At 68.6% G+C, this 23,962-nt stretch carries 22 protein-coding genes and 1 pseudogene; 14 read left to right on the top strand and 9 right to left on the bottom strand.

Annotation, left to right across the window (positions count from 1 at the left end; genetic code table 11):
- The first annotated feature begins 81 nt into the window (after window positions 1-81).
- The gene (locus HCU76_RS05510; protein ID WP_218508667.1) at window positions 82-981 is read left to right on the top strand and encodes a RibD family protein; all 900 of its coding nucleotides are present in this window, start codon (window positions 82-84) and stop codon (window positions 979-981) included.
- Here the strand turns inward: HCU76_RS05510 and HCU76_RS05505 are convergent.
- The 6 genes from HCU76_RS05505 to HCU76_RS05480 all read right to left on the bottom strand — a co-directional run bounded on the left by HCU76_RS05505 (window position 897) and on the right by HCU76_RS05480 (window position 6,115).
- Window positions 897-1,823 carry a class I SAM-dependent methyltransferase gene (locus HCU76_RS05505; protein WP_218508666.1) on the bottom strand — a complete coding sequence of 309 codons (927 nt, stop codon included), beginning with the start codon at window positions 1,821-1,823 and terminating at the stop codon, window positions 897-899. The genes HCU76_RS05510 and HCU76_RS05505 overlap by 85 nt on opposite strands.
- Complete coding sequence (locus HCU76_RS05500) at window positions 1,820-2,902, bottom strand: glycosyltransferase family 4 protein (protein WP_218508665.1); 1,083 nt, start codon at window positions 2,900-2,902, stop codon at window positions 1,820-1,822. The genes HCU76_RS05505 and HCU76_RS05500 overlap by 4 nt, the downstream gene beginning before the upstream one ends.
- Window positions 2,886-3,284 (bottom strand): 6-carboxytetrahydropterin synthase, encoded by a 399-nt coding sequence (locus HCU76_RS05495; RefSeq protein ID WP_218508664.1) that lies wholly within the window; start codon window positions 3,282-3,284, stop codon window positions 2,886-2,888. The genes HCU76_RS05500 and HCU76_RS05495 overlap by 17 nt, the downstream gene beginning before the upstream one ends.
- A 29-nt stretch (window positions 3,285-3,313) precedes the next feature.
- Window positions 3,314-4,309 (bottom strand): zinc-binding alcohol dehydrogenase, encoded by a 996-nt coding sequence (locus HCU76_RS05490; RefSeq protein ID WP_256354010.1) that lies wholly within the window; start codon window positions 4,307-4,309, stop codon window positions 3,314-3,316.
- A gap of 12 nt (window positions 4,310-4,321) precedes the next feature.
- Entirely contained in the window at window positions 4,322-5,254 is a 933-nt protein-coding gene (locus HCU76_RS05485) for a 1-acyl-sn-glycerol-3-phosphate acyltransferase (protein ID WP_218508663.1), read from the bottom strand.
- A gap of 165 nt (window positions 5,255-5,419) precedes the next feature.
- Window positions 5,420-6,115, bottom strand: coding sequence for a glycosyltransferase family 2 protein (locus HCU76_RS05480; protein WP_218508662.1), 696 nt, complete (start codon window positions 6,113-6,115; stop codon window positions 5,420-5,422).
- 520 nt (window positions 6,116-6,635) lie between these two features.
- On the opposite strand from HCU76_RS05480, the gene HCU76_RS05475 reads away from it, so the two are divergent.
- The 10 genes from HCU76_RS05475 to HCU76_RS05430 all read left to right on the top strand — a co-directional run bounded on the left by HCU76_RS05475 (window position 6,636) and on the right by HCU76_RS05430 (window position 20,121).
- Window positions 6,636-8,267 (top strand): acetolactate synthase large subunit, encoded by a 1,632-nt coding sequence (locus HCU76_RS05475; RefSeq protein ID WP_218508661.1) that lies wholly within the window; start codon window positions 6,636-6,638, stop codon window positions 8,265-8,267.
- 22 nt (window positions 8,268-8,289) lie between these two features.
- Window positions 8,290-9,417, top strand: coding sequence for a zinc-dependent alcohol dehydrogenase family protein (locus tag HCU76_RS05470; protein WP_218508660.1), 1,128 nt, complete (start codon window positions 8,290-8,292; stop codon window positions 9,415-9,417).
- Window positions 9,418-9,446: 29 nt separating this feature from the next.
- On the top strand, window positions 9,447-10,394 hold the full coding sequence (locus HCU76_RS05465) for an alpha/beta fold hydrolase (RefSeq protein ID WP_218508659.1): 948 nt from the start codon (window positions 9,447-9,449) through the stop codon (window positions 10,392-10,394).
- Window positions 10,391-12,349 (top strand): acyl CoA:acetate/3-ketoacid CoA transferase, encoded by a 1,959-nt coding sequence (locus tag HCU76_RS05460; protein WP_305729945.1) that lies wholly within the window; start codon window positions 10,391-10,393, stop codon window positions 12,347-12,349. Before HCU76_RS05465 ends, HCU76_RS05460 begins: the two co-directional genes overlap by 4 nt.
- A 127-nt stretch (window positions 12,350-12,476) precedes the next feature.
- Window positions 12,477-13,529: an acyl-CoA dehydrogenase gene (locus HCU76_RS05455; RefSeq protein WP_256354009.1), complete on the top strand. Its 1,053-nt coding sequence runs from the start codon at window positions 12,477-12,479 to the stop codon at window positions 13,527-13,529.
- A complete protein-coding gene (locus HCU76_RS05450; protein ID WP_256354008.1) occupies window positions 13,517-14,284 on the top strand; it encodes a PIG-L deacetylase family protein in 768 nt (255 codons plus the stop codon). Before HCU76_RS05455 ends, HCU76_RS05450 begins: the two co-directional genes overlap by 13 nt.
- The gene (locus HCU76_RS05445) at window positions 14,281-14,907 is read left to right on the top strand and encodes a class I SAM-dependent methyltransferase (protein WP_256354007.1); all 627 of its coding nucleotides are present in this window, start codon (window positions 14,281-14,283) and stop codon (window positions 14,905-14,907) included. Before HCU76_RS05450 ends, HCU76_RS05445 begins: the two co-directional genes overlap by 4 nt.
- A gap of 211 nt (window positions 14,908-15,118) precedes the next feature.
- Complete coding sequence (locus HCU76_RS05440; protein WP_218508658.1) at window positions 15,119-17,095, top strand: PAS domain-containing sensor histidine kinase; 1,977 nt, start codon at window positions 15,119-15,121, stop codon at window positions 17,093-17,095.
- Between the two features lie 230 nt (window positions 17,096-17,325).
- The gene (locus HCU76_RS05435) at window positions 17,326-18,279 is read left to right on the top strand and encodes a YihY/virulence factor BrkB family protein (protein WP_218508657.1); all 954 of its coding nucleotides are present in this window, start codon (window positions 17,326-17,328) and stop codon (window positions 18,277-18,279) included.
- Window positions 18,280-18,324: 45 nt separating this feature from the next.
- Window positions 18,325-20,121: an ATP-dependent DNA helicase RecQ gene (locus HCU76_RS05430; RefSeq protein WP_218508656.1), complete on the top strand. Its 1,797-nt coding sequence runs from the start codon at window positions 18,325-18,327 to the stop codon at window positions 20,119-20,121.
- A gap of 33 nt (window positions 20,122-20,154) precedes the next feature.
- Here HCU76_RS05430 and HCU76_RS05425 read toward each other — a convergent pair whose 3' ends face one another.
- Window positions 20,155-21,165, bottom strand: coding sequence for a Ku protein (locus HCU76_RS05425; RefSeq protein WP_218508655.1), 1,011 nt, complete (start codon window positions 21,163-21,165; stop codon window positions 20,155-20,157).
- A 249-nt stretch (window positions 21,166-21,414) separates the two neighbouring features.
- On the opposite strand from HCU76_RS05425, the gene HCU76_RS05420 reads away from it, so the two are divergent.
- From HCU76_RS05420 to HCU76_RS36515, 3 genes are read left to right on the top strand one after another with little or no spacing between them, the layout of a single operon-like run.
- Window positions 21,415-22,389 carry a tripartite tricarboxylate transporter substrate binding protein gene (locus HCU76_RS05420; protein WP_213954738.1) on the top strand — a complete coding sequence of 325 codons (975 nt, stop codon included), beginning with the start codon at window positions 21,415-21,417 and terminating at the stop codon, window positions 22,387-22,389.
- The gene (locus HCU76_RS05415; protein WP_218508654.1) at window positions 22,386-22,631 is read left to right on the top strand and encodes a hypothetical protein; all 246 of its coding nucleotides are present in this window, start codon (window positions 22,386-22,388) and stop codon (window positions 22,629-22,631) included. The genes HCU76_RS05420 and HCU76_RS05415 overlap by 4 nt, the downstream gene beginning before the upstream one ends.
- Entirely contained in the window at window positions 22,628-22,759 is a 132-nt protein-coding gene (locus HCU76_RS36515) for a hypothetical protein (protein WP_256354063.1), read from the top strand. The genes HCU76_RS05415 and HCU76_RS36515 overlap by 4 nt, the downstream gene beginning before the upstream one ends.
- A gap of 9 nt (window positions 22,760-22,768) precedes the next feature.
- Here HCU76_RS36515 and HCU76_RS36510 read toward each other — a convergent pair.
- Together HCU76_RS36510 and HCU76_RS05410 are read right to left on the bottom strand one after the other, a co-directional pair.
- A pseudogene (locus HCU76_RS36510) lies at window positions 22,769-22,870 on the bottom strand (IS5/IS1182 family transposase); the annotation flags it as partial.
- Window positions 22,871-22,873: 3 nt separating this feature from the next.
- On the bottom strand, window positions 22,874-23,953 hold the full coding sequence (locus HCU76_RS05410; RefSeq protein WP_371319770.1) for a transporter substrate-binding domain-containing protein: 1,080 nt from the start codon (window positions 23,951-23,953) through the stop codon (window positions 22,874-22,876).
- Between the last annotated feature and the right edge of the window lie 9 nt (window positions 23,954-23,962).

Raw genomic sequence — 23,962 nt, 5'->3', positions numbered from 1 at the left:
CTTGCGGTCAGAATACGCCGCAAGCGGCAGGCAGCGCCGCTCACACAGGAGCCGTCCCATGCCTATGACCCCCGCCCGTTCATGAAGCCGGAGACCCTTCCCCCGCTGGACGTCGATGCGCTGTGGCGCCGGTGCCTGCACATCGTCCGGCAACGTCGCCTCGGCGAGCCGCCGCAGGACGGCCCGGCGCTCACCTGGGAAGCGTCGCAAGGCTTCGCGCTCGGCGACGAGTGGAGCGCGGAGGCGGCCGAACTGTTCACGCTGGTCAAGCCGCTGCTCGATCGCACATCCGGCAGCACGCCCTGGGTGATCGGGCAACTGGGCCAGAGCCTCAACGGCTGCATCGCGACGCGCAGCGGCGATGCGAACTACATCAACGGCGCCGAGGTGCTGCTGCACCTGCATCGCCTGCGTGCGCTCAGCGACGCGGTGGTCGTCGGCGCGGCGACGGCGGGCCTGGACAACCCGCAGCTCACGACGCGGCGCGTGGAGGGCGACAACCCCGTGCGCGTGGTGATCGACCCGGCGCTTCGCTTGCCGGCGTCATTGCGGGTGTTCTCCGACCGGGCCGCGCCCACCTTGCTGGTCTGCGATGCGGAACGCGAGGCGGAGGCGGCAAGTCGCGTGGGCGCCGACCAGGTGCTGGGCGTGCCGCGGCTCACCGGCCCGGACGGCATCGTCGACGTTCGGGCTCTGCAAGCGGCCCTGGCCGGGCGCGGCCTGCGCGTGCTGTTCGTGGAGGGCGGCGGCGTCACCGTGTCGCACTTCATGCGGCAGGGCTGCATGGACCGGCTGCACCTGAGCGTCGCCGCCGTGGTCATCGGCGATGGCCGGCCGGGGCTGTCGCTGCCGCAGGACCTGTCGATGGGCGACTGCGCGCGGCCGGCCAGCCGGGTCTACCGGATGGGCGGGGACGTGTTGTGGGACCTGGACTTGCGGGCCGCGACATCGTCGGCCGGTACGGCCAGCACGTCCACATGACCGACGCGCAAGGACGTGCGCCCGATCGCGGCCAGGCGGCGCGCGCTCCAGGCGTGCACGAGCGCCCGGGCTGACGCATCCTGTTCCAGCGCGGCTGCGGCCATGCCCTGGACCATGGCTTGCAGCATCGCGTGGTGCGGTGGCTCGATGACCCAGTCGCTGCGTGCCTGCGTCACCCTGTAGCCGGACCGGCCGAGTCGCGCGGCGACGTGAGGCACGGCATCGACACCGAGTGCGGGACCGAAGCCCTTGTCGCCGAGTTGATGCGCGCGGAACAGCGCTTGAACCGCTGCATCGTCCGCGTCGACTTCATTCCATGCGACAAGGCCATCGACAGTCAGTGCAAACAGCAGCGCCGGCCTGGCGGCCGTGACATGGCCCAGCAACGCATCGAGCCAATCGGCCGACACGAGGTCCAGCAATGCCGAGGTGGTCACGAGCCGGGCCGCATGGAAAGGCAGGGTGGCGAGCCCGGTCGCGAGATCGACCCGGCTCGGCATGATGTCGGCCTGCCAGTCCGGGCCCTCGATCCGCCACCCCTCGGCCATCGTGCGCCATGCAAAGCCTTGCGCCTGCGCCCAGGCTGCGAAGTGTTGCGGCATCGCGGCCAGCAGTGCGGGGTCATGGTCGACCAGCAGCCACTGTTGCGCGCCACCGAGCTGCGGCGCCAGTGCGCGCACGTTGGCTCCTGTGCCGCAGGCCAGGTCGATCACGCGAAGGGCGGACTTGCCGCGCAAGCGGGCTGCCAGCGCGCGCAATGCGAGCGCATGGCCCGAACCAGCGCGGGCCGCCAGGTCGAAGGGCTCGCGCAATGCCAGCCAGTCGGCGCTGAAGCCGGTCATGTCGCGTGCGGCCTCTGCATCGCATCGACCAGGGCCGTGGCGAAGCGGGCGCCACTCTGGCGCCAGGTCGGCAAGGCCCGGCGTGCGGCCATGGCCCCGGCGCGCAACTGCGCGCGCCATGCCGGGTCTTCCATCAGTCGAAGCAACGCGGTGCGCAGCGCGATCACGTCGCCCGCTGGCACCAGTTCTCCAGCTTCCGTTGGCACCGTGTCGGGGATCGCGCCCGCCCGCGTGCTGATGACGGGCAGGCCCCGCGCCAGCGCCTCGGCCAGCGCCATGCCGTAGCCCTCGTGGAAGGAGGGCAGCACGAAGGCATCGGCCGCCGCGTAGAAGGCCGGCAGTTCGCCCTCCGCCTTGTCGCCATGCAGCACGATACGTTCGCGCAAGCCGCGCTTGTCGATGGCGTCGCACAGCGCGGACGCGCACGCGGCGTCCATCGTCTTGCTGCCGACGCAGTGGAGCGTCCACGCGCGGTCCTGCAGGCTGGCCAGCGCCTCGACGAGCAATGCGTGGCCCTTGCGCGGCGTGAGCGTGGCCACGCACAGCAGCGACAAGCCTTTCCCGCCCGACCCCGTCGCCGGCGGTGCCGCCTCGGTGCCCGGCACGACGACGGCCACGCGGGAAGGCGGAACGCCGAAGGCGTCCAGCCCGCGCGCGGTGAAGGGGCTGGTGACGATCACGCCGCGCACGGCGGCCAGCGCACGTCTCTCGCTTTCGTACAGCGCACGTTGCCGGGCGGGATCGAGCCCGGTCTCCAGCGAGAGCGGGTGGTGCACCAGCGCCACCCATCGCAGCCGCTGGGCATGCCGGTGCGCCAGTTCATCGAGCACGCCGAAGGCCAGGCCGTCGACCACGGCCAGTGCGCCATCGGGCAAGGCCTCGACCACGCGCGCCGCGTGGGCCAGCGCCTCGGCGGCGGGCGATGGAAAGCCGTCGCCGAGCGCATGGACCTCGACCTGCCATCCCGATGCGCGCAGCGCCTCGATGATGTGGCGGTCATAGGTGTAGCCGCCGGTGTGCGCGTTCAGGTCGCCGGGAACGAGGAAGCTGCAACGCATGCCGTCAAAGCGTGCGCTCATAGGCGGCCCAGGCCACGTGCGATTCATGCAGGCACACCCGCATCGAGGCCAGGCCGCTGGCGTGCGGGCCGAGTTCGCCGGCCGTGATGCGCGAGGCGATGCGGTCGAAGATCACGCGCGCCATGAATTCGGTGGTGGTGTTGCGTCCGGCGAAGGCGGCTTCGTCGTCGAGGTTGCGGAAGTTCAACTCACCGAGCACGCTGCGCAGGACCAAAGTGGCCAGCCCGATGTCCACGACCACGCCGTCGGCGTCGAGTTCCGGGCGGCGCATTTCGAGGTCGACCACGTAGGTGGCGCCATGCAGGCGCTGTGCGGGGCCGAACACCTCGCCGCGGAAGCTGTGGGCAATCATGAAATGGTCGCGGACGTTGACGCTGTACATGGGGCAGGGCTCCGTTGAAGTCTTGGGGTTCAGGAATAGTCGATGCGCTGGCACAGCGTGTCCGGCGCGCCGCGCGCCAGCCGCGCCAGCACCTGCGGCAGTTCGTCGAAAGGTGCGCTGTCGGTGATGAGTGCATCGAGCACCGGCTCGCGCAGCAGTTGCAGCGCCAGCATGAGCCGGCGGCGATGCGTCCAGCGCGCACGTTGCGCCGCGGCGACCTGGCCGACCTGCGAGCTCTTGAGCACGAGGCGGCGCGCATGGAAGGCTTCGCCGAGCCGCAACGAGACAGGTTGCGAGCCATACCAACTCATCTCGAGCACGGTGGCTTCGAAGGCGGCGAGGGCCAGCGCGAGCGCGAGGCCCTCCGGATGGCCGCTGGCGTGGATGACGATGTCGGCATCGGGCCGGGCGGTGGCAGGGCTCGCAAAGCTTGCGCCCAGGCGCTCCACCACCGCGCCGCGCGGGGCATGCGTGTCGATCACTTCGACCTCGCACCCCGGCATGCGGGCGGCCAGCCAGGCGACGAGCAGGCCGACCACGCCGCCGCCGACCACGGCCATGCGATCGCCCACGCGCGGGGCCGCATCCCACAGCGCGTTCACAGCGGTCTCCATGTTGGCGGCCAGCACTGCGCGCGCGGCAGGCACGCCCTCGGGCAGCAGGTGCACGGCATCGGCAGGAACGCGATAGCGCGTCTGGTGGGGATGGAGGCAGAACACGTGGCGGTCCTGCAAGGCCGGCGGGCCCTGTTCGACGATGCCGACGCTGGCATAGCCGTACTTCACCGGCCCGGGGAAATCGCCTTCCTGGAACGGCGCGCGCATGCGCTCGAACTCGCTGGGCGGCACCTGGCCGCGGTACACCAGCAGTTCGGTGCCGCGACTGATGCCGCTGTGGAGTGCGCGCACGACGACCTCGCCGGGTGCGCACTCGCCCACGGTGGCCGGGCGAATCTCGGCACGATTCGGCGCGGTGATCCAGCAGGCTTGGGACTCGGTCGACGCGCGGGTGCGATGGGCGGGCATGTGTTCCATCGTTCAGACGGCGGGCGAGTGGGGGTCTTGCCGCGATGGGTGGACGGGCCTCGGCGACCCGGCCGCGCGGGGCTCCGGCCCGTCGGCAAGGATCAATTGGCGCATCTGCATGGCGACGGATGCAGTGAGCGCCTGCGCCCCGCCCGGACCCGCGACCGTGGATGCGCCGAAGGTGACCCTGGCCACCAGGTTGCGGTAGCGGGGCAGCGCCACCTGCAGCGCAACAGCGAGCTTTTCCTTGTCGCGCGCGGTACGGCGCAGCAGCGTGAGCGGATGCCGCTGGGCATCGGGAGACACCACATGGCTCACCAGCGCCGGCACGAAGCGCGTCCCCGGCACCAGGCGAGCGAACAGGGCGTAACCACTGGTCCAGCTGCGCAAGGACTGCGCCGCCCGCTGTGCGCCGAAGGTGGCGGGGTCGGGCTCGATGTCCCCGGCCGGGAAGGTCAGGAGGGCGCCGCCCGCCTGCAGATGCCGGGAGGCGGCCCGGACCACCGCCATGCGCTCGCCGCCTTCATCGGGCAGCAGGATCAACTGCCGCGCGACGTTGGGCAAGGCGCGCAGGAAGGGACGATCCGAGGCGATCACGAGAAGGTCGGGGCGTGAGGCGAGGCTGGTGAAGAGCGCGACCGTGTCGGTCATGCCGGGGTGGTTGGAGAGGATGACCACCGGGCCGTGCGTGGGCACGTGCTCCAGGCCCGAGGTCAGGAGGCCGGCCGTCATCCGCTCCACCAGCCATGCGCTGCCCTGCGCCAGCCCCTGCGCGCCCACGCGGTTGTCGAACTCGTGTGCCGTCAGGGCGAAGCGGCGGGCCAGCGGCCGGAGCACGCGGCGCAAGGGAGAGCCGCGCAGGTGCAACAGGCCGATCGAATCGAGCAGGTCGACGATGTTGACCTCGGTGAGTGTTTCGACCAGCGATGGCGCGGTGGCGGACATGTCTCGGCGGGACGTTGGAATGGCGCTGTGGGGACACAGGCATTCTTCCAGATCGGTGCGCCTCGCCGAATGTTTCGCATGCCTGGGCCGACCAGCGGTCGGACCCTTGCGTGCGGCCCGGCCCGTCGACGTGGTCTACGGCACCGAGCCGCCTTCCCTTGGGCCCTAGCAGGAAGGATTCACTGCAGGCAGCGCAAGGCGTGCAGCCACCGCCTGCAGCAAGGCATCGCCAAAGCCGCCCTTGGCACGGGCGTCCCGGCGCGCACTCGTCACGACGCGGGGTGCCGCGCTCCAGGCGATGCGGGCGCCGCTGCGCTCCAGGGCCAGTACCAGGTCGACGTCCTCGCTGCAGGGCAGCGCCCGGAAGCCGCCGGCGCGCAGATAGGCGTCTGCAGAGACGCCCAAGTTCGCGCCATGGATGTGGCGGTGGCCTTCGCGGTCGCTGTAGGTCTCCTGGAAGTGGGCTTCGATCAGCGCCGCATGCTCGCCGTGGGGCGACCAGTCGGCCACGCCGATGGAGCCGCAGACGGCATCGGCGCCGAGCGCCAGTTGCGCCGAGAGCCAGTTCGGCGAGACGGCGGTGTCCGCATCGGTGAACGCCAGCCAGCGCGCGCCTGCGGCCAGCATGGCGGTGGCGCCGAGCGCGCGCGCTGTTCCCACGTTGCGCGCCCGCACCGCGCACGTTGCGGCGCCATGCTGGGTGGCGATGGCAGCGGTGCCGTCGGTGCAACTGTCGAGGACGACGATGACCTGGACTGCCTCGCCCTCCAGGCAAGGATCGCGACGCGCCTGTTCGATGGCTTGCAGGGCGACGCCCAGGTGATGCTCTTCGTTGTGAGCCGGAATGACGACGCCGATCATGCTTGCGCTCAGGAACTGGCCGTGGCCTGGGGCGGCATCGCATCGAGTCGGGCGGTGGTGCGAGGTGGCACTCCGGCGGCGATTTGTGCAGTGAGCATGGACGTGTCCTGGTGGGGTGGAACTCCGTCCATCGGGACATTGGCGGCAAGCCGGCCCGGTAGGAAGCACGCCCATCCACCTGGCAGAAGACACCCCGGAATTCAGTCGACGCCGTGTCTTTTGACATAGGGGCTCGGCGGGTACGCATCTTGCGTCGATACCGGCGCGCCAAAGGCATGAAAGGCAGCGGCATCATGGCTTTCATGTCGATGCGGCCCTGTCTGCTTGTGGACCTGAGCCTCCGCGTGGTTCACTCAGCCACTTCGCGGCCGGTTCCAGGCAAGCGTCGTCCACCCGGCCGCATCGCGTGTCCGCGATCACTTGCCGAGCCTGCTTCCGGTTCCCCGCAGCGCTCGACCTCCGGAGGCTTGCCCTCCTTCCGACGCCACGGCGTTCCACCCCGTCACCCCCAGGAATCCACATGAAAGCTGCTGAGTTGTTCGTCAAGTGCCTCGAGAACGAGAAGGTCGAGTTCATCTTCGGCATTCCGGGCGAAGAGAACATCGACGTGATGGATGCGTTGCTCGACAGCCCGATCCAGTTCGTCACCACGCATCATGAGCAGGGCGCCGCCTTCATGGCCGACGTCTACGGCCGCCTGACCGGACGTGCCGGCGTCTGCATGTCGACGCTCGGGCCGGGCGCGACCAACCTCATCACCGGTGTTGCCGACGCCAACATGGACCGCGCGCCGATCGTGGCCATTGCGGGGCAGGGCGCCACCACGCGGCTGCACAAGGAGAGCCACCAGATCCTGGACCTGGTGAGCATGTTCCAGCCGATCACCAAGTATTCGACGCAGATCCTCGAGCCCGGCATCGTCCCGGAGATCGTGCGCAAGGCCTTCAAGGTGGCGCAGACGGAAAAGCCCGGCGCCACTTTCATCGACTTCCCCGAGAACGTGGCCGAGATGATCACGGACAAGAAGCCGATCAAGGTGCAGACGGCCTACACCTCGGAGGCGCCCAGCCGCAAGATCGACGAGGCGGTCCGCCTCATCAACGCGGCCAAGGCGCCCGTGATCCTGGCCGGCAATGGCGTGATCCGCCAGGGCGCGGCGGATGCGCTGGTGAGCTTCTCCGGAATGCTGCGCATTCCGGTGGCCAACACCTTCATGGCCAAGGGCGTGGTGCCCTTCACCAACGAGTTGTCGCTCGGCACCATCGGCATGAAGGCGCGCGACCTGCAGTGGTTCGCCTTCGAGAAGGCCGACGTGGTGATCTGCGTCGGCTACGACATGGTCGAGTACCACCCCGACATGTGGAACCCCGACGGCAACAAGATCATCATCCACATCGATGCCTTGCCCGCGGAAGTGGACGAGCACTACATCGTCTCGGTCGGCGTGCTGGGCGACCTGACCAGCTCCCTGCGCGCAATCGCGGTCAATGCGAAACCGTTGGCCGTGTCGCCCTTCGAGGCGATCCGCAAGGCCGTCGTGGCCGATCGCGCGGAGTATTCGCAAGACACGGCCTTTCCGATCAGGCCGCAGAAGATCGTCTGGGACCTGCGCGAGGCGCTGGGCCCGGAGGACATCGCCATCTCCGATGTCGGCGCCCACAAGATGTGGATGTCCCGGATGTACAAGGCCGAGCGCCCCAACACCTGCATCATCTCCAACGGCTTCGCGGCCATGGGTATTGCCGTGCCGGGCGCTCTCGCGGCCAAGCTGGCGTACCCGGATCGCAAGGTCGTCGCGGTGACGGGCGACGCCGGCTTCATGATGAATTCGCAGGAGATCGAGACGGCGCTGCGCATGAAGACGGCGTTCGTCATCCTGATCTGGAACGACTCCGAATACGGCCTCATCACCTGGCACCAGCTGCGCCACTTCGGCCGGCCCAGCCACATCGCGTTCAAGAACCCGGACTTCGTCAAGTACGCGGAAAGCTTCGGCGCCAAGGGCTATCGCGTCGAGCGTGCGGAAGACCTGCTGCCGACCTTGAAGCAGGCCATTGCCGACGACACCGTCGTCATCATCGATTGCCCCGTGGACTATGCGGAGAACATGAAGCTCACCGCAAAGCTCAAGGAAATGAAGTCGCCTCTCTGATGGATCACTGGAGCCAACCCTCATGAAAATCCGCGCCGCCGTACTCGAGAAAATGGGCATGCCGCCGCCCTATGCCACCAGCAAGCCGCTCACGATCACCACGCTCGACCTGGCCTCGCCGGGGCCCGACGAAGTGATGATCAAGGTCGTGGCCGCGGGCCTGTGCCATTCGGACCTCTCGGTGATCAACGGCGATCGGCCCCGCCCCATGCCCATGGCGCTGGGGCACGAGGCTGCCGGCATCGTGGTGGAACTCGGCGAAGGCGTGACCGACCTGGACGTCGGCGACCATGTGGTGGTGGTGTTCGTGCCGAGCTGCGGCCACTGCGCGCCCTGCGCCGAAGGCCGGCCCGCGCTGTGCGAGCCGGGCGCAGCGGCGAACGGCGCGGGCACCTTGCTCTCCGGCGCCAGGCGGCTCAGCCGCGGGGCCGAAGCGATGAACCACCAACTGGGTTGCTCGGTGTTCGCGGACCATGCGACGGTGTCGCGGCGCTCCGTCGTCAAGATCGATCCCAGCGTGCCCTTGCACGAGGCGGCCCTGTTCGGCTGCGCCGTGCTCACCGGCGTGGGCGCGGTGGTCAACACGGCCCGGGTGCAGGTCGGGGCATCGGTCGCTGTCATCGGATTGGGCGGCGTGGGCCTGGCCGCGTTGATCGGCGCGGTGGCAGCCGGTGCGCGGCAGATCATCGCCATCGACCTGGCCGACGACAAGCTCGAGCAAGCGCGCGCATTGGGCGCGACGCACACGGTCAACGCCGGGCAGGCCGATGCGCTGGAGCAGGTCCGCTCGCTGAGTTCGGGCGGCGTCGAATACGCCTTCGAGTTCGCGGGCTCGGTGCGCGCGCTGGAACTCGCCTACAAGGTCACGCGCCGCGGCGGCATGACCGTCACGGCCGGACTGCCGCCGGCCGCCGCGCTGTTCCCGCTGCCGGCCGTCAACCTCGTGGCCGAGGAGCGTACGCTGAAGGGCAGCTACATCGGCACCTGCGTGCCCTCGCGCGACATCCCGCGCTACATCGAGCTCTACAAGCAGGGGCGCCTGCCGGTGGACAAGCTGCTGACCGGGCGGCTGACCCTCGACGAGATCAATCACGGCTTCGACCTGCTGCATGAAGGCAAGGCGATCCGCCAGGTGGTGGAGTTCCAATGAGCCGCACGTTCAGGCAGGAGCAGTAGCCCATGGCGCGACGACAGGACAACACGACCGAACCCCGGATCAAGCAGCTTTCGGTACTCGGCCACGGCGGGTTCCGAAAACTTTCCTATGCGGAGTGGGGGCCGGCGAGGGCGACGCGCACCGTCATCTGCATGCACGGTGTCTCGCGCACGGGCCGCGACTTCGACGTGCTGGCGCAAGCGCTGGCCGCCGATGGCGTGCGCGTGGTGGCGCCCGACCTGCCCGGGCGCGGCCGCAGCGAATGGCTGGCGAAGCCGGCGCACTACACCGACCGCGCCTACACCGGCGCGCTGTCCACGCTCATCGCGCGGCTCGATGTCGAGGAGGTGGACTGGATCGGCACCTCGCTCGGCGGCCACATCGGCATGATGCTGGCGGCCGAATCGTCGAGCCCGATCCGCCGGCTGGTGCTCAACGATTTCGGCGCGCGCGTGTCGGCGAGGGCGCTGCGCCGCATCGGCGTGTACCTCGGCAAGCGCTGGCGATTCGAGTCCGTCGAGGAACTCGAGGCGCATCTGCGCGACATCCACGCGCCCTTCGGCAAGCTCACCGACGAACAGTGGCGCCACCTCGCGCAGTACAGCGCTGCACCGGACCCTGCGGGCGGATTCCGCTTCCATTTCGATCCGGCCATCGGCATGCGCTTTGCCATCCCCATCTACCTGGACGTCGTGCTCTGGCAGCTCTGGGACAAGATCGATTGCCCGGTGCTGCTGCTGCGCGGCGAGGATTCCGATCTGCTGAGCCAGTCGACGACCCGGGACATGCTCAACCGCGGCCCCGCCGCCAGGGCCGGCAAGGTCACGGTCGTGGAAGTGCCCGAGTGCGGGCATGCGCCGGCGCTGATGGACGCGGCGCAGATTGCCGTCATCAAGGACTTTCTCTTTCCGGCCGGCGCATGCGAAGCCGGCGCAGGCCGCTCCGACCGATCCACCCTGGCGAGCGCATGATGAAACTCGACAAGATCGTCTCGGCCGATGCCGCCATCGCGTTGATCCGCGATGGCGATTCGGTCAGTTGCTCGGGCTTCATCGGCATCGGCACGCCCGAGGTCTTGATCGAGGCGCTGGAGCGGCGCTTTCTTGAAACGCAGGCGCCGCGCGACCTGTCGCTGGTATTCGCAGCGGCGCCGGGCGACGCGAAGGAGCGCGGGCTCAACCGGCTGGCGCACCGCGGGCTCGTCAAGCGGGCCATCGGCGGGCATTGGTCGCTCGTGCCCAAGCTCGCCGCGCTCGCGACCGACAACCTCATCGAGGCCTACAACCTGCCGCTGGGCACCATCTCGCACCTGTACCGCGACGTGGCCGCGCATCGGGCCGGCACGCTGAGCAAGGTCGGGCTGGGCACCTTCGTCGACCCGCGCCATGGCGGCGGCAAGATCAATGCGCTGACCACCGAGGAGCTGGTTCGCGTGATGCTCATCGACGGCGAGGAATGGCTGTTCTACAAGACCTTCCCGGTCAACGTGGCGCTGATCCGCGGCACCACCGCGGACGCCTCCGGCAACGTCACGATGGAGCGCGAGGCCCTGGTGCTGGACGCGCAGGCGGCCGCGATGGCGGCACGCAACGCCAATGGCCTGGTCATCGTGCAGGTGGAGCGCATCGCGGCCACGGGCTCGCTGGATGCGCGCAGCGTCGTGGTGCCCGGCGTGCTGGTCGACTGCGTGGTGCTGGCGCCGCAGGGCTCGCATGTGCAGACCTACGGCACCGACTACAGCGCGGCCTTCTCGGGCGAGATCCGGGTCCCGACCGACAAGTTCGTGCCCCCGCCGCTGGACGAGCGCAAGATCATCGCCCGCCGCTGCGCCTTCGAGCTGCCGCTGGGTGGCGTGATCAACCTGGGCATCGGGGTGCCGGAGGTGGTCGCCGCCGTGGCGGCCGAAGAGCGCGTGCTGGAAGACCTGACGCTGACGGCGGAACCCGGCGTGATCGGCGGCATGCCACAAGGCGGGCTGGACTTCGGCGCGGCGGTCAACGTGCAGGCCTTGCTGCACCAGAACCAGCAGTTCGATTTCTACGATGGTGGCGGGCTGGACCTCGCATGCCTGGGCATGGCCGAGATCGACCGCGCCGGCAATGTCAATGTCAGCCGCTTCGGGCCGCGCCTGGCCGGCGCGGGCGGCTTCATCAACATCAGCCAGAACGCGCGCCGGCTGGTCTTTGCCGGCACCTTCACCGCCGGTGGCCTGGAAGTGTCGGTGCATGACGGCAAGGTGCACATCGACGTCGAAGGCAGGACGCGCAAGTTCGTGCATGCGGTGGAGCAGATCACCTTCAGCGGCGGGCAGGCGGCAGCCAAGGGCCAGTCGGTCCACTACGTGACCGAGCGATGCGTGTTCCGGCTTCAGCCGGAGGGGCTGCAGCTGATCGAAGTGGCGCCGGGCATCGACGTCGAGCGAGACATCCTGGCGCACATGGCCTTCCGCCCGTTGATCGGCGTGGTGGCGACGATGGATGCACGCATCTACCGGCCGAAGTCGATGGGCCTGGCCGCGGTGCTGCAGGATCTCCAGCTCTCCGACCGGCTGAGCTACGACACCGAGCGCAACACGCTGTTCGTCAACTTCGAAGGCATGGCCATCCGCGACATGGCGGACGTCGAGAGCGTGCGCCGCGTGTTCGAGGCCATGTGCAGCCAGATCGGCCGCAAGGTGAACGTGATCGTCAACTACGATGGCTTCAAGCTCGACGAGCGCCTGATCGAGCCCTATGACGAGATCGTGGCGGCGTTGCGCGCGAAGTACTACGCCACCGCGCGCCGCTACTCGACCAGCGCCTTCCTGCGCGCCAAGCTGGGCTCGACCTTGCAGTCCCGCCAGGCGTCTGCGCGCGTGTTCGAGACGCACGCGGATGCGGCCGAGTTCGAGCGCAGCCGTCCGCATCTGGTGAAGGTGGTGGGGTAGCCGCACCACTCCTTCGCGGAATGGAGAAACCTGTTCTGTAGCCGGCAGCCGAGGCGCTTCCTTCTCCTACAGCATGCGAACGCATGCGCCGACGATGCGCGCGGGCGCGGGCTCTACGCTTGGAGCGATGCGCATCGCCTCAGCTCCGCTTCAAGACAAGGACCCTGCTTCGGCCGGCAATACGGCGAGCACAAGCGGAGGGCTCGCGGCCCTGCACGAGGCGCATGGCCGATCGCTGGCACTCGCCCACCTGGTGGCCGCCGGCCTCGACGATCTGCCGCTGCCCGGCTCCGGCCAGACGCTGGCGCGCTGGCGTGCACTCGCCGCCGTGGCCGCGCTCGACCTGTCGTTGATCAAGCTGTTCGAAGGGCACACCGATGCGCTCGCCATCCTGGCCGAGTTGGGCGGCCCGCCGGCGCCGGCCGGCTCGCGCTGGGGCACCTGGTGCGCCGAACCACCCGACGCACGACTGGCCTTCCGGCCCGAAGGCAATGGCCAGGAGATCCGCATCGACGGCACCAAGGCCTGGTGCTCCGGCGCGGCCAGCGTCACCCATGCGGTCGTCAGCGGCTGGAACGAAGCGGGTGAGCCTTGTCTCGCGGCCGTTGCCATGGCGCAGGAGGGCGTGAATGTGACGGACCAGGGCTGGCAGGCGGTCGGCATGGCGGCAAGCCACAGCGTGGACGTTCGATTCGCCGATGCGCGTGGCGTGCAACTCGGCGCGCCCGGCGACTACACGCGGCGCCCTGGCTTCTGGCACGGCGGCGCCGGCATTGCGGCGTGCTGGTACGGCGGCGCCCTGGGCATCGCGAACACGGCGCGCGAGCTTAGCCGCAGTGCGAAGGATCCGCACCGCCTGGCGCACCTGGGCGCCATCGATGTCGCGATGGGCAGCGCCGCGGCAGTGCTGCGCGAGGCGGCCACGATCATCGATGCGCAGCCGGGCGCCAACGCCCAGGCCCTGGCCCTTCGCGCGCGATTGGTCGTGGAGGCCGCGGCCGACCAGGTCATGCGGCACGCCGGCCGTGCGCTGGGCGCCGGCCCGCTGTGCCGCAATGAACGCTTTGCGCGTGCCATGGCCGACTTGCCCGTCTACCTGCGCCAGAGCCACGCGGAGCGCGACCTCGCCGCGCTGGGCCAGGGCGTGACGGAGGCGCCGCCCGGCGCATGGCTGCTCTGATGGACGAGGCGCGACGCATCGACGCGAGCGAAGGCACGCCGGAGCATGACTGGTTGCCGTGGCTCCGTTCGGCCGGCATGCCTGCCGCGACAGCCGGGACGCTGGTGCCGGAAGGCGCACGCGCGGTCGTTGTCGCTCCGCATCCGGATGACGAAGTGCTCGCCGTGGGCGGACTGCTGGCCCGGCTCGCCGCGTTGCGGCGGCAGATCTGCATCATCGCGGTCACGGATGGCACGGCGAGCCACCGGGGTTCGACGCGATGGTCGGCGCTGGACCTCGCGCGTATCCGCCCGCAGGAGAGCCTTCGTGCGCTACGGCGCCTCGGCGTGCCGCAGGCTCCCGTAAGGCTGGGCCTGCCCGATGGCGGCTTGCAGGCGCTGGGTTCGCGGCTCGCGGATGCACTGCTTCCCTTGCTGCGGCCCGGCGACACCCTCTTCACGACCTGGCGCCTCGACGGTCATCCGGACCACGAGGCCACTGGCGCAGCCTGCGCCGACGCCGCGGCGCGCATCAATGCGCGCATGGTCGAAGTGCCGGTGTGGGCATGGCATTGGGCGCGGCCCGGCGATCCTCGCATTCCGTGGCCACGCGCACGCATGCTCGGGCTCGATGCCGATGCGTCGAAGCGCAAGCGCCTTGCCACGCAGGCCTTCGAAAGCCAGCTGCGCGGCGACCCTTCCACGGGCGCCGGCCCGGTGCTGCGCGCGAGCACGGTGGCGCGGGCCGCGCGTCCCTTCGAGGTGCTGTTCACATGACGGACGTGGAGGGCGGAATGACCGGCAAGCGCCAGGCCTACTTCGACGCGCTCTACGCCGGGATCGACGACCCGTACGGCCTGCGCAATCGCTGGTATGAGCAGCGCAAGCGCGCCATCCTGATGGCTTCCTTGCCGAGCGAACGCTTCGGCAGTGCCTACGAGCCGGGGTGCGGAGCGGCCGAGCTCACCCTCGACTTGGCCCGGCGCTGCGACGCGGTGCTGGCCAGCGACTTCTCGCTCCCTGCGGTGGAGGCCGCGCGGCGACGCACGGCCGGCCTGGCCAACGTGCGCGTGGAGCGGCACCACCTACCGGTCGATTGGCCGGTGGCGGAAGCACCGTTCGAACTGGTCGTGCTCAGCGAAATCGGCTACTTCCTCGAGACCGAAGCCATGCAGCAGATCGCGGCCTTGTGCTCGGCGACGCTTGCGCCCAACGCCACCCTGGTCGCCTGTGACTGGCGTCCCGATTTCAAGGAGCGTGCGCTGTCCACCGCACGCGTGCACGCCATCCTTGGAGAGATCGGCCTGCCTCGCCTGGTGGTGCATGCGGAGCACGACTTCCTGCTGCAGGTCTGGTCGCGCGACCGGCGTTCGGTCGCCCAGCGCGAAGGCATCCGCTGAAGGAAGAGGCGCACGCGGTGCGGCGGCCGCGAGGGGCACGAACCGGGCCGGCAAGGCCCGCGCACGCCGCAGGTGGCTGTAGGAGAACGGCCCGATCCGCGATGCCGCTGGCGACGCCTTCCCGGAGTCAAGTGACAATGCAGCCTTCCCCCACGAATGCACCGGGACCCGATCGACAAGACTCTCAGTGCATCGGCAACAGAGAGTCATGATGGACCCCGCATCGGAGCCTGACCGCGATGAAACTGCCGTGTCGCTTCCAGGCGATCACCGGTTCCAGCTGCTGGTCAACGCGATCAAGGACTATGCGATCTACCTGCTGGATGCGCAGGGATACGTCAGCAGCTGGAACACCGGCGCGGAGCGGCTCAAGGGCTATGCCGCGGATGAGATCGTCGGCCAGCACTTCTCCCGCTTCTATACGCCCGAGGACGTTGCCACCGGTCTTCCGGCGCGCGCGCTGAAGTTCGCCCGCGAGCAGGGCAAGTTCGAGGCGGAGGGCTGGCGGGTGCGCAAGGACGGCACCCGGTTCTGGACCAACGTGCACATCGAGCCCGTGCTGAGCCCGGGCGGCGAGTTGATCGGCTACGCGAAGATCACGCGCGACCTGTCCCAGGTCAAGTTCTCCGAACAGGCGCTCTATGCCAGCGAGCAACGCTTCCGCCTGCTGGTCGAAGGCGTGCGCGACTACGCCATCTACATGCTCGACCCCGCCGGCCGGGTGACCAACTGGAACGCCGGCGCGCAGTTGATCAAGGGCTACACCGCGCACGAGATCCTGGGCCAGCATTTCTCGCGCTTCTACACGGCCGAGGACCAGCGCAAGGGCGTCCCCGCGCTGGCCCTGCAAACGGCGCTGGCCGAAAACCGCTACGAGGCCGAGGCCTGGCGCGTGCGCAAGGATGGATCGCGCTTCTGGGCCAACGTGGTGATCGACGCCATCTTCGACGAGGCCGGCCGGCACATCGGCTTTGCCAAGATCACGCGCGACATCACGGAGCGCAAGAGGGCGCAGGACGAGATGGACCGCGCCCGCGAGGCGCTCGGGCATGCGCAGAAGCTCGAAGCCGTCGGCCGTCTCACCGGCGGCGTCGCGCATGACTTCAACAACTTCCTGACGATCATCCGGTCCTCGGTGGAACTGCTTCGAAGGAGCGGCGCCGACGAGGAGCGTCGCGAGCGCTACATCAGCGCGATCGCGGAGACGGCGGATCGCGCGGCGCTGCTGACCAAGCAGTTGCTGGCCTTCGCCCGCCAGCAGCCGCTGCGGCCGGAGGCTTTCGGCATCGCGCAGCGCGTGCGATCGATGGCGCAGGTCATCGAGACCATGCTCGGGGCCGTGGTGAAGGTGGAACTTGCGCTGGACGCGCCGATGGATATCGCCCAGGCCGACCCCAACCAGTTCGACACGGCCTTGCTGAACATCGTCATCAACGCAAAAGACGCCATGCCCACGGGCGGCACCCTGAAGATCTCGGTCGCCAACGTGGAGGAAGTCCCGCCGGTCCGGCGCCATGCGGCCCTGAAGGGCGCTTTCGTGGCGATTGCAATTTCGGACAGCGGCTCCGGCATCGAGCCGCTCACGCTCGGGCGCATCTTCGAGCCCTTCTTCACGACCAAGCCCGCGACCAAGGGCACCGGGCTGGGACTGAGCCAGGTCTACGGCTTTGCCAAGCAGTCCGGCGGCGAGATCGACGTGCAAAGCCGCGTGGGGGAGGGCACCTGCTTCACGCTCTACCTGCCCCGCGCGACGGGCGGCGTCGGCACTGCCGCGCAGGACGGCGCCGCCACCGCACCGCGCAAAGCGCTCGAACTGTCCATCCTTCTCGTCGAAGACAACGACGAGGTCGGACAGTTCTCCTCAGGACTCCTGTGCGCGGTGGGGCATTCGGTCACGCGCGCCGCAAGCGCGAAGGAGACCCTGAAGATCCTGGAAGCAGGCCGCGAGAAGTTCGACCTGGTGTTCTCCGACGTCGTGATGCCGGAGATGGACGGCGTCGACCTGGGCCGGCAGATCCGCCATCGATGGCCCGACCTGCCGGTGGTCCTGACCAGCGGCTACAGCCATGTGCTGGCGGTCGATGGCGACCACGGCTTCTCCCTGCTGCAGAAGCCGTATTCGATCCAGGAACTCGAGGCCTTCCTGGACCGCGCGATGGCGGATGCGCGCCGGTCCGCCACGGGTTGATCCGGGCGCGGCCCTTCGCACTGCATCGCGCGGGGTGAAGCGCGAGGAAGCGGGGTGAAGGCGCACAGGTGGAATGGCTGCTGGATCACAGGCCCGCGCCTGCGGACGCGGCATCGTCGATGGCTCATGAATGCTTCTTCCGGCACCCGCCTTGCTGCCTTCCCAGTCGCGTCCGATGAACGTCGTCGCCAGTTCGCCGCCGCGGGCGGGATGACCCGGCTTGCCTTTCCATGAGCGGCCTCGGCGATGCGTGGCGGTCTGCGCGGCATGCGGCATTCAACACGCCGGGCCTCAATGTGATCCTGCTGGCCATCCGCAACTACATCCTGCACCAGAGCGCCAACCAGGCCGGCAGCCTCGCCTTCTCCTCGGTGCTGGCGATGTTTCCGCTGCTGCTCCTGCTGTCGGCGGCCGCCGGCTTCGTGGGGCAGCCCGGCGACGCGGCCGCGCTGGCCGACCGGGTCCTGGGCTACGCGCCGCAGGTGGTGCGCGACGCGCTGCAGCCGGTCGTCCACCAGGTGCTGGGCCAGCGCAACCAGGCGCTGCTGACCATCGGCGTGCTGGCCACCTTGTGGACCGCATCGTCGGGCATGCAGGCGGTGCGATCGGCCCTCAACCGGGCCTACGGCATCAAGCGCGGCCTGCCTTTCTGGCGGGCGCGCATCAAGGTCACGTTGTTCACGGTCATCGTGGGCGCCGGCATCCTGGCCTCGTTCAGCTCGGTGATCATCGCGCCTTACGTGTGGCGGCTGCTCGAGTCCAACGTGGGTGCGGGGCAGGAGACCGTGTGGCTGCGCAACAGCGTGCGCTACGGCTCCGCCTTCCTGGCGCTGACGGCCCTTTATGCGCTGCTGTACGGCTGGTTGCCCGACATCCGGCAGCGGCTGCTGACGGTGGTGCCCGGCGCGGTGGCCGGCGCGGCGCTGTGGGTGGTGGCCGCCGCCACGCTGTCGTACACGCTGCGCACCGCCGGCAAGCTGGCGCTGCTCTACGGGAGCTTCGCCGGCATGGTCGCGACGCTGGTGTTCCTCTACATCAGCGCCACTACCTTGATCTTCGGCGCCGAGATCAATGCGGTGCTGCGCAAGAAGTTCCAGCGCTTGCGGCCGGAGGCCACGCGGCCCTGTCCGACGCAAGCGCCCACGGCGCTCCCACGCGGCGACCCGCCGCGCGATCTATCTTGACTTGCCGCCATACCGGGCGGCCCGGCAGATGGTCAAGGAGACTTCATGGGCAAGGAACGTGACGACGAAGTGGAAGCGGCCCGGGGAGTGACGCGCTTCCAGGCGGTGGCTGCCGGCAAGTCGAGGCTTCCCGCTCGGGATCCGCGCGAGCTGCCCGCGGTGCAGCGCGTGCTGCGCAAGGTCTTCGGCCTGCGACGCCTGCGCCCGGGGCAGCAGGAAGTGATCGCCCGGACGCTCGAAGGGCGCTCCACCCTGGCCGTGATGCCTACCGGCGCGGGCAAGTCCCTCTGCTACCAGTTGCCGGCGATGTTGCTCGACGGCCGCACCATCGTCGTGTCGCCCCTCATCGCGCTGATGAAGGACCAGTGCGGGAAGCTCAAGGCGCGCGGCGTGCCGGCGGTAGAACTCAACAGCCAGTGCACGGCCGCCGAGGTCGACGCGGCGGAGGCGGCGATCGCGGACGGCAGCGCCCGCGTCGTGCTGACCACCCCCGAACGCCTCGCTGACAAGGACTTCATGGCGCTGCTGCAAGCCGGGTCGAATGCCTTGCTGGTGGTGGACGAGGCGCATTGCATCTCGCAATGGGGACACGACTTCCGCCCCGCCTTCCTCGAGATCGAGTCGGCCTGGCAGGCGCTGGGCAAGCCGCCCGTGCTGGCGCTCACGGCCACTGCAGGGGAAGCGGTGGCGCGCGATGTGATGGCGCGCCTGGGCATCCCGCGGGCGGGCTGGCTCGACACCGGCACCTTCCGGCCGAACCTGCGCTATGCCGTCGAACAGCTCACGAGCGAAGCGCACAAGCGGGAGCGCGTGATGGCGCTGGCGAAGAGCCTTGCCGGCAGCGGCATCGTCTATGCGGCCACGATCAAGGCGGTCGAGGAAGTGCACGATGCGCTACGAGAGGCCGGGGAGTCGGTGGCGCTCTACCACGGTGGCCGCAGTGCCGGCGAGCGGCGCCAGGCCCAGGACGCCTTCATGGCAGGCAGCGTGCGGGTGATGGTCGCGACCAACGCCTTCGGCATGGGCATCGACAAGCCCGACATCCGCTTCGTCGTGCACTACCAGATGCCCGGCGGGCTCGACAGCTATTACCAGGAATCGGGCCGGGCAGGGCGCGACGGCGAACCGGCCGACTGCATCCTTCTCTACCTGCGACGCGACAAGGCCGTGCAGCAGTTCTTCATGGCCGGTCGCTATCCGGACGCGAAGGAACTCGACGGCATCTATGCCGCGTTGCGCGAACAAGCTCCCGATGCCTCCGGCTGGACGCTGCCCAGCCTGCAGGCCGAAGTGAATGCGCCGCGCGGCAAGGTCCAGGTGGCGCTGGCATTGCTGCGGCAGCGCCGTGTCGTCAAGCAGTCGGCGGACGGCAGCCTCAAGCTGCTGCGCCCGGCCGTGGGCACGGAGGTGATGCACGAGATGCTCGCGAGCTACCGCGCCAGGCGCGAAAACGACCAGGCGGCGCTGGAGGGCATAGTCTTCTATGCCCAGGCCGGGTCTTGCCGCTGGCAGTTGATGCTGGCGCACCTGGAAGGCGAGGTGCCCCGCGAGCGCTGCGGCGCCTGCGACAACTGCAGGCGCATCGCGCTGATCGAGGCGCAGGCGCGTGCGCCTGCCCGGGCAGATGACGCTGCGACGGAGGCGGCGCCGTGCGCCAATGCGATCTTCCTGCCGCAGGCCTCGGTGCGCGTCAAGCGCTACGGCGTGGGGCAGGTCGTGGCTGCGGACGCGCTGGCGGTCGACATCGAATTTGCCGATGGCAGCAAGCGTTCGTTTCATCCGGATTTCGTGCGGCCGGTGCGTGGGCGCGGCGCGGCTCGCAGCCTGGCGCTCGGGGGGTGAAGGCAACAGCCCGCCTCCCTGGCTGCGGGCTGCCTAAGCCGCCTTCCGTTGGGCCGGCTTGCGCGACTTCTTTGCGGCAGGCGCCTTCGCGGCCGGCGCCTTGGCTTTGGCTGCGGGCTGCGCAGCGGCCTTCTTGCCCAGGCTGCGCTGCAGCAACTCGGTCAGGTCGACCACGTTCCCGCTGCCCGGCGTACCGGCGGGAGACGCCTCGATCTTCTCCACCTGTTCCACGTGGCCCGCCGAGGCCTTGGTCTCGACCAGTTTCATGATCTCGGCATGAAACGAATCGCGGAACTGGTCGGCGCTCCAGCTCGCGCTCATTTCATCGATGAGTTGCGTGGCCATCGTCATCTCGCCTTGCTTGATGCCGGCAGCCTCGACGCCCTGCGGCGGCAACTGCAGTGCCTCCCATGACCGGATCTCGCCGCCCCAGCGCAGCAGGTTGAGCACGAGCGCCGGGCCGCACGGCATCAGCAGCGCCAGATGCTGCTTGTTGGCAATGACGACCTTCGCGACGCCCACCTTGCGCGTGGCCGCCAGGGCTTCGCGAAGCAGCGCGTAGACCTTCTGCCCGCGATTGACCGGCGCCGTGTAGTAGGGCTTCTCGAGGTAGACGAAGGGGATGTCGTCGATGGGAACGAAGGCCTCGATCTCGATGGTCTGCGTCGTCTTGGGATAGGCGCGCTCGATCTCTTCGCGCGAGAGCAGCACGAAGCGCCCATCCTCCCATTCGATCCCCTTGACGATGTCCGCCATCGCCACCTCCTTGCCGCTCTTCTTGTTGATGCGCTTGTAGCCCACCGGGTCCATCGATCGCTTGTCGAGCATCTTGAAGTCGAGGTCGCTTTCGTCGGTGGCCGAGTACAGCGCGATGGGCACATGCACCAGGCCGAAGCTGATGGCCCCTTTCCACAACGAGCGGGTCGAAGTTGGGGCCTTGCCGGCGTCGGGGTTGCGGCTTGCCTTGGGGGCGGCCTTGGCGGTGGTCTTTGAGGCGGCCTTGGAGGCGGCCTTGGCGGTCTTGGTGGTGCGCTTGGTAGCCATCGGCTTTCCATTGGTTCACGGAGGGATGTCCTTGCGCATCCTTGCGCCTCCGACGATGACTTTCTGTCAGCCATTGGCGCTTCGTCGTCCCCACCAACATCCGCGCCGTGCACCCGTCCGCAGCCTTGCCCCCCAAGTCGTCATAACGAGCACTTATGGAAACTCAACAGAAATAGCGGTTCCGAAGATGGATGCGCGGACCGACACTTGCTCTTCCCCAAAGCAACGACCCTACGGAGACCTCGCCCCATGACCCCCACCTTTCGCATCGGTTTCTGCTGCGCGCTGGCCATTGCCGCAAACAGCCACAGCGCATTCGCGCAAACCCCGCCCGCCTGGCCGACCAAGCCGGTACGGCTGATCGTGCCGTTCTCGGCCGGCGGCGCGAACGACCTGATGGCGCGGATTGCCGCGGAGGGCGCCTCCAAGGCGCTGGGGCAGCCCGTCATCATCGAGAACAAGCCCGGCGGCGGCACCAGCCTCGGGGCGGACATCGTGGCCAAGTCTGCGCCTGACGGCTACACCTTCCTGGTGAGCGCAGCAGGCGTCGTGTCCAACAGCATGATCAAGAAGAGCCTGCCCTACAAGGACAGCGACCTGACGCCGGTCGTCATGATCGGCCTCGCGCCCTCCGTGGTGCTGGTCGCGGCGGATGCGCCCTACAAGGACCTGAAGGAATTCATCGCTGCGTCGAAGGAAGGGCAGGGCTTCCACTGGGCCACCGCGGGCACCGGCAGCACGCCGCACTTCGTGGGCGGCATCCTGCAGACCAAATACTCGGCCAAGCTCGACTTCGTCCCCTACAAGAGCGGCTCCGAGTCGATCACCGCGGTGATCGGCAAGCAGGTCGATGCGACCTCCGAGGCCAGCATCGTCGCCTTGCCCTACATCACGAGCGGCAAGCTCAAGGCCCTGGCCGACACCTGGACCACCCGCATTGCCGCCTATCCGCAACTCTCCACCGCCACCGAGCAGGGCTTCGGCGACATACGCATCGCGCATTGGGCCGGCATCCATGCGCCGGCCGGAACGCCACCGGCGATCCTGGACAAGATGAGCGCGGCGGTCGACAAGACGATGAAATCGCCCGAAGTGATCGAGCGGCTCAAGAAGGTCGGCATCGAGCCCATCGGCGGTACGCGCGCCAGCTTCGTCAAGTTCGTCGATGAAGAGCGCGCTCGCCTTGGCGCAGTGGTCAAGGCGACCGGCATGCGGGACGAATGATGACCCCCGAGGTGCATCCCGGCACGCGCTTGCGCCAGCTCGTCGACGCACGCCGAGGCCTGATGGTTCCCGGCGCGGCCAACGCCCTGGCTGCCCGTGTGATCGAGCATGCCGGCTTCGAGGCCGTCTACCTCCGAGGCGCAGGCCTGACCAACAGCTTCTACGGCCTGCCCGATCTCGGCCGCGAGAGCCTGGCCGACATTGCCAGGCTCTCGCAGCGGTCGTCCAGGCGCCGGAGGTGAATGCGCGCCTCGTCGCGCCGGGTGCGGAAGCGATCGGCTCGACGGCTGCGGAGCTGGAGAGCTTCCGTCGGGCGGAACTGGCCAAGTGGGCGCGGGTTGCCAAGGACAACAACATCCGGCTGGACTAGTTGACGCGAACGAAGCCCATCGGCAATCAGTGCGAAGCTGATGAAACCAGGGAACATCACATCGAGTTTCTCGAAGAGGGAGAAGATGCGCCGGTAGCCCTTGATGACGCGCAGTCATCTCTCCTTCGAAAACCACTTGGCACGCAGGCGTTCGTAGGTGCCGTCGTCGTAGATCTTCAGCAGCGCCTCGTTGATGGGCTTGCGCAACGCGCTCCCTTCGGCGACGGCGATGCCGTATTTCTGGGGCCGGAAGATCGGCCCTACCACCTGCATGTCGCCACTTGCTTGTGTCGCGACCCAGTAATGGAGCGTCGGCGAGTCGTAGACGACGGCCACCACGTCGCCACGCGACAGCATGCGTGCCGCGTCGGCCAGATCGCTTGCGGCCACGAAGGGCAGGCCGCGCTGTTTCAGTTCGTCGCCGGCCACTGTCTCCGCAACACTCGCGATCTTCTTGCCCGCCAGATCGTTGATATCCCGGATATTCGACTCCAGTCGCTGGACGGTTTGCGTGGCGGTGACGGTGGCAGTCATCTGCGCAACCAGCAAGACACCCAGGAACCACATGGCAGCCACGGCGATCCGCTTCCACACGCGGGAGGTCTCCCGGTCGCCGTGCTCGCCAGTGGAAAAGATCAGCATGATTCCCCAGATGCCTTCGCCGATGGCTTTCCAGTAGGGCTTGCGAAAACTAGGATTGGCATGATGTCGCTCGATCAGCATGAGCACGTTGGCCAGCACGAAGATCACCACGCCCGCAAAGGCAAACAGTTCGCCCATCGCGAGCCACGGGAACGAACGCAGCGAGCTCATGATTGCGCCTTGGCGACCGGCGCTGGCCACCATGATCTGGAGGCCCGAATCGAAGTACGGAAACGAAAAATCGAGCAACTCTTCCCGCTCCGGCGTGATCGAGATGGCAGCGATCGCCACATCGGCGTCGCCTTTGCGCACAGCCTGGAGCAGCTCCGGCACCGTCGAGACGACAAGCCATTGGTATTGAAGGTTCATGCGCCGTGCGACTTCGGCCCAGAGATCGATGCTGAATCCGACCGGCGGATCCGTCGCCGGCAGCACGAAGGGTGCGATCGGCTTGGTGGCAACGCGCAACGGCCTGTCAGGAAGCCTGGACTCTGTCGCGGAGCGTGCCGGCGATCCGGGCAGTGTCGAAGTCAGCAGCACGACGACAAGCATCGCCGCGCG

Source organism: Variovorax sp. dw_308, assembly GCF_019207085.1.
Classification (GTDB): Bacteria; Pseudomonadota; Gammaproteobacteria; order Burkholderiales; family Burkholderiaceae_C; genus Variovorax.
This window is presented reverse-complemented; position numbering and strand designations above follow the sequence as displayed.

What these genes read in the sequence shown, in the direction of transcription:
- HCU76_RS05490 (WP_256354010.1), bottom strand. Translation starts at nt 4,309, where the DNA reads ATGCCCGCCCATCGCACCCGCGCGTCGACCGAGTCCCAAGCCTGCTGG.
- HCU76_RS05445 (WP_256354007.1), top strand. Translation starts at nt 14,281, where the DNA reads ATGACGGACGTGGAGGGCGGAATGACCGGCAAGCGCCAGGCCTACTTC.
- HCU76_RS05470 (WP_218508660.1), top strand. Translation starts at nt 8,290, where the DNA reads ATGAAAATCCGCGCCGCCGTACTCGAGAAAATGGGCATGCCGCCGCCC.
- HCU76_RS05450 (WP_256354008.1), top strand. Translation starts at nt 13,517, where the DNA reads ATGGCTGCTCTGATGGACGAGGCGCGACGCATCGACGCGAGCGAAGGC.
- HCU76_RS05415 (WP_218508654.1), top strand. Translation starts at nt 22,386, where the DNA reads ATGATGACCCCCGAGGTGCATCCCGGCACGCGCTTGCGCCAGCTCGTC.
- HCU76_RS05510 (WP_218508667.1), top strand. Translation starts at nt 82, where the DNA reads ATGAAGCCGGAGACCCTTCCCCCGCTGGACGTCGATGCGCTGTGGCGC.
- HCU76_RS05455 (WP_256354009.1), top strand. Translation starts at nt 12,477, where the DNA reads ATGCGCATCGCCTCAGCTCCGCTTCAAGACAAGGACCCTGCTTCGGCC.
- HCU76_RS05440 (WP_218508658.1), top strand. Translation starts at nt 15,119, where the DNA reads ATGGACCCCGCATCGGAGCCTGACCGCGATGAAACTGCCGTGTCGCTT.
- HCU76_RS05495 (WP_218508664.1), bottom strand. Translation starts at nt 3,284, where the DNA reads ATGTACAGCGTCAACGTCCGCGACCATTTCATGATTGCCCACAGCTTC.
- HCU76_RS05500 (WP_218508665.1), bottom strand. Translation starts at nt 2,902, where the DNA reads ATGAGCGCACGCTTTGACGGCATGCGTTGCAGCTTCCTCGTTCCCGGC.
- HCU76_RS05475 (WP_218508661.1), top strand. Translation starts at nt 6,636, where the DNA reads ATGAAAGCTGCTGAGTTGTTCGTCAAGTGCCTCGAGAACGAGAAGGTC.
- HCU76_RS05430 (WP_218508656.1), top strand. Translation starts at nt 18,325, where the DNA reads ATGGGCAAGGAACGTGACGACGAAGTGGAAGCGGCCCGGGGAGTGACG.
- HCU76_RS05410 (WP_371319770.1), bottom strand. Translation starts at nt 23,953, where the DNA reads ATGCTTGTCGTCGTGCTGCTGACTTCGACACTGCCCGGATCGCCGGCA.
- HCU76_RS05435 (WP_218508657.1), top strand. Translation starts at nt 17,326, where the DNA reads ATGAGCGGCCTCGGCGATGCGTGGCGGTCTGCGCGGCATGCGGCATTC.
- HCU76_RS05420 (WP_213954738.1), top strand. Translation starts at nt 21,415, where the DNA reads ATGACCCCCACCTTTCGCATCGGTTTCTGCTGCGCGCTGGCCATTGCC.
- HCU76_RS05425 (WP_218508655.1), bottom strand. Translation starts at nt 21,165, where the DNA reads ATGGCTACCAAGCGCACCACCAAGACCGCCAAGGCCGCCTCCAAGGCC.
- HCU76_RS05485 (WP_218508663.1), bottom strand. Translation starts at nt 5,254, where the DNA reads ATGTCCGCCACCGCGCCATCGCTGGTCGAAACACTCACCGAGGTCAAC.
- HCU76_RS05480 (WP_218508662.1), bottom strand. Translation starts at nt 6,115, where the DNA reads ATGATCGGCGTCGTCATTCCGGCTCACAACGAAGAGCATCACCTGGGC.
- HCU76_RS05460 (WP_305729945.1), top strand. Translation starts at nt 10,391, where the DNA reads ATGATGAAACTCGACAAGATCGTCTCGGCCGATGCCGCCATCGCGTTG.
- HCU76_RS05505 (WP_218508666.1), bottom strand. Translation starts at nt 1,823, where the DNA reads ATGACCGGCTTCAGCGCCGACTGGCTGGCATTGCGCGAGCCCTTCGAC.
- HCU76_RS05465 (WP_218508659.1), top strand. Translation starts at nt 9,447, where the DNA reads ATGGCGCGACGACAGGACAACACGACCGAACCCCGGATCAAGCAGCTT.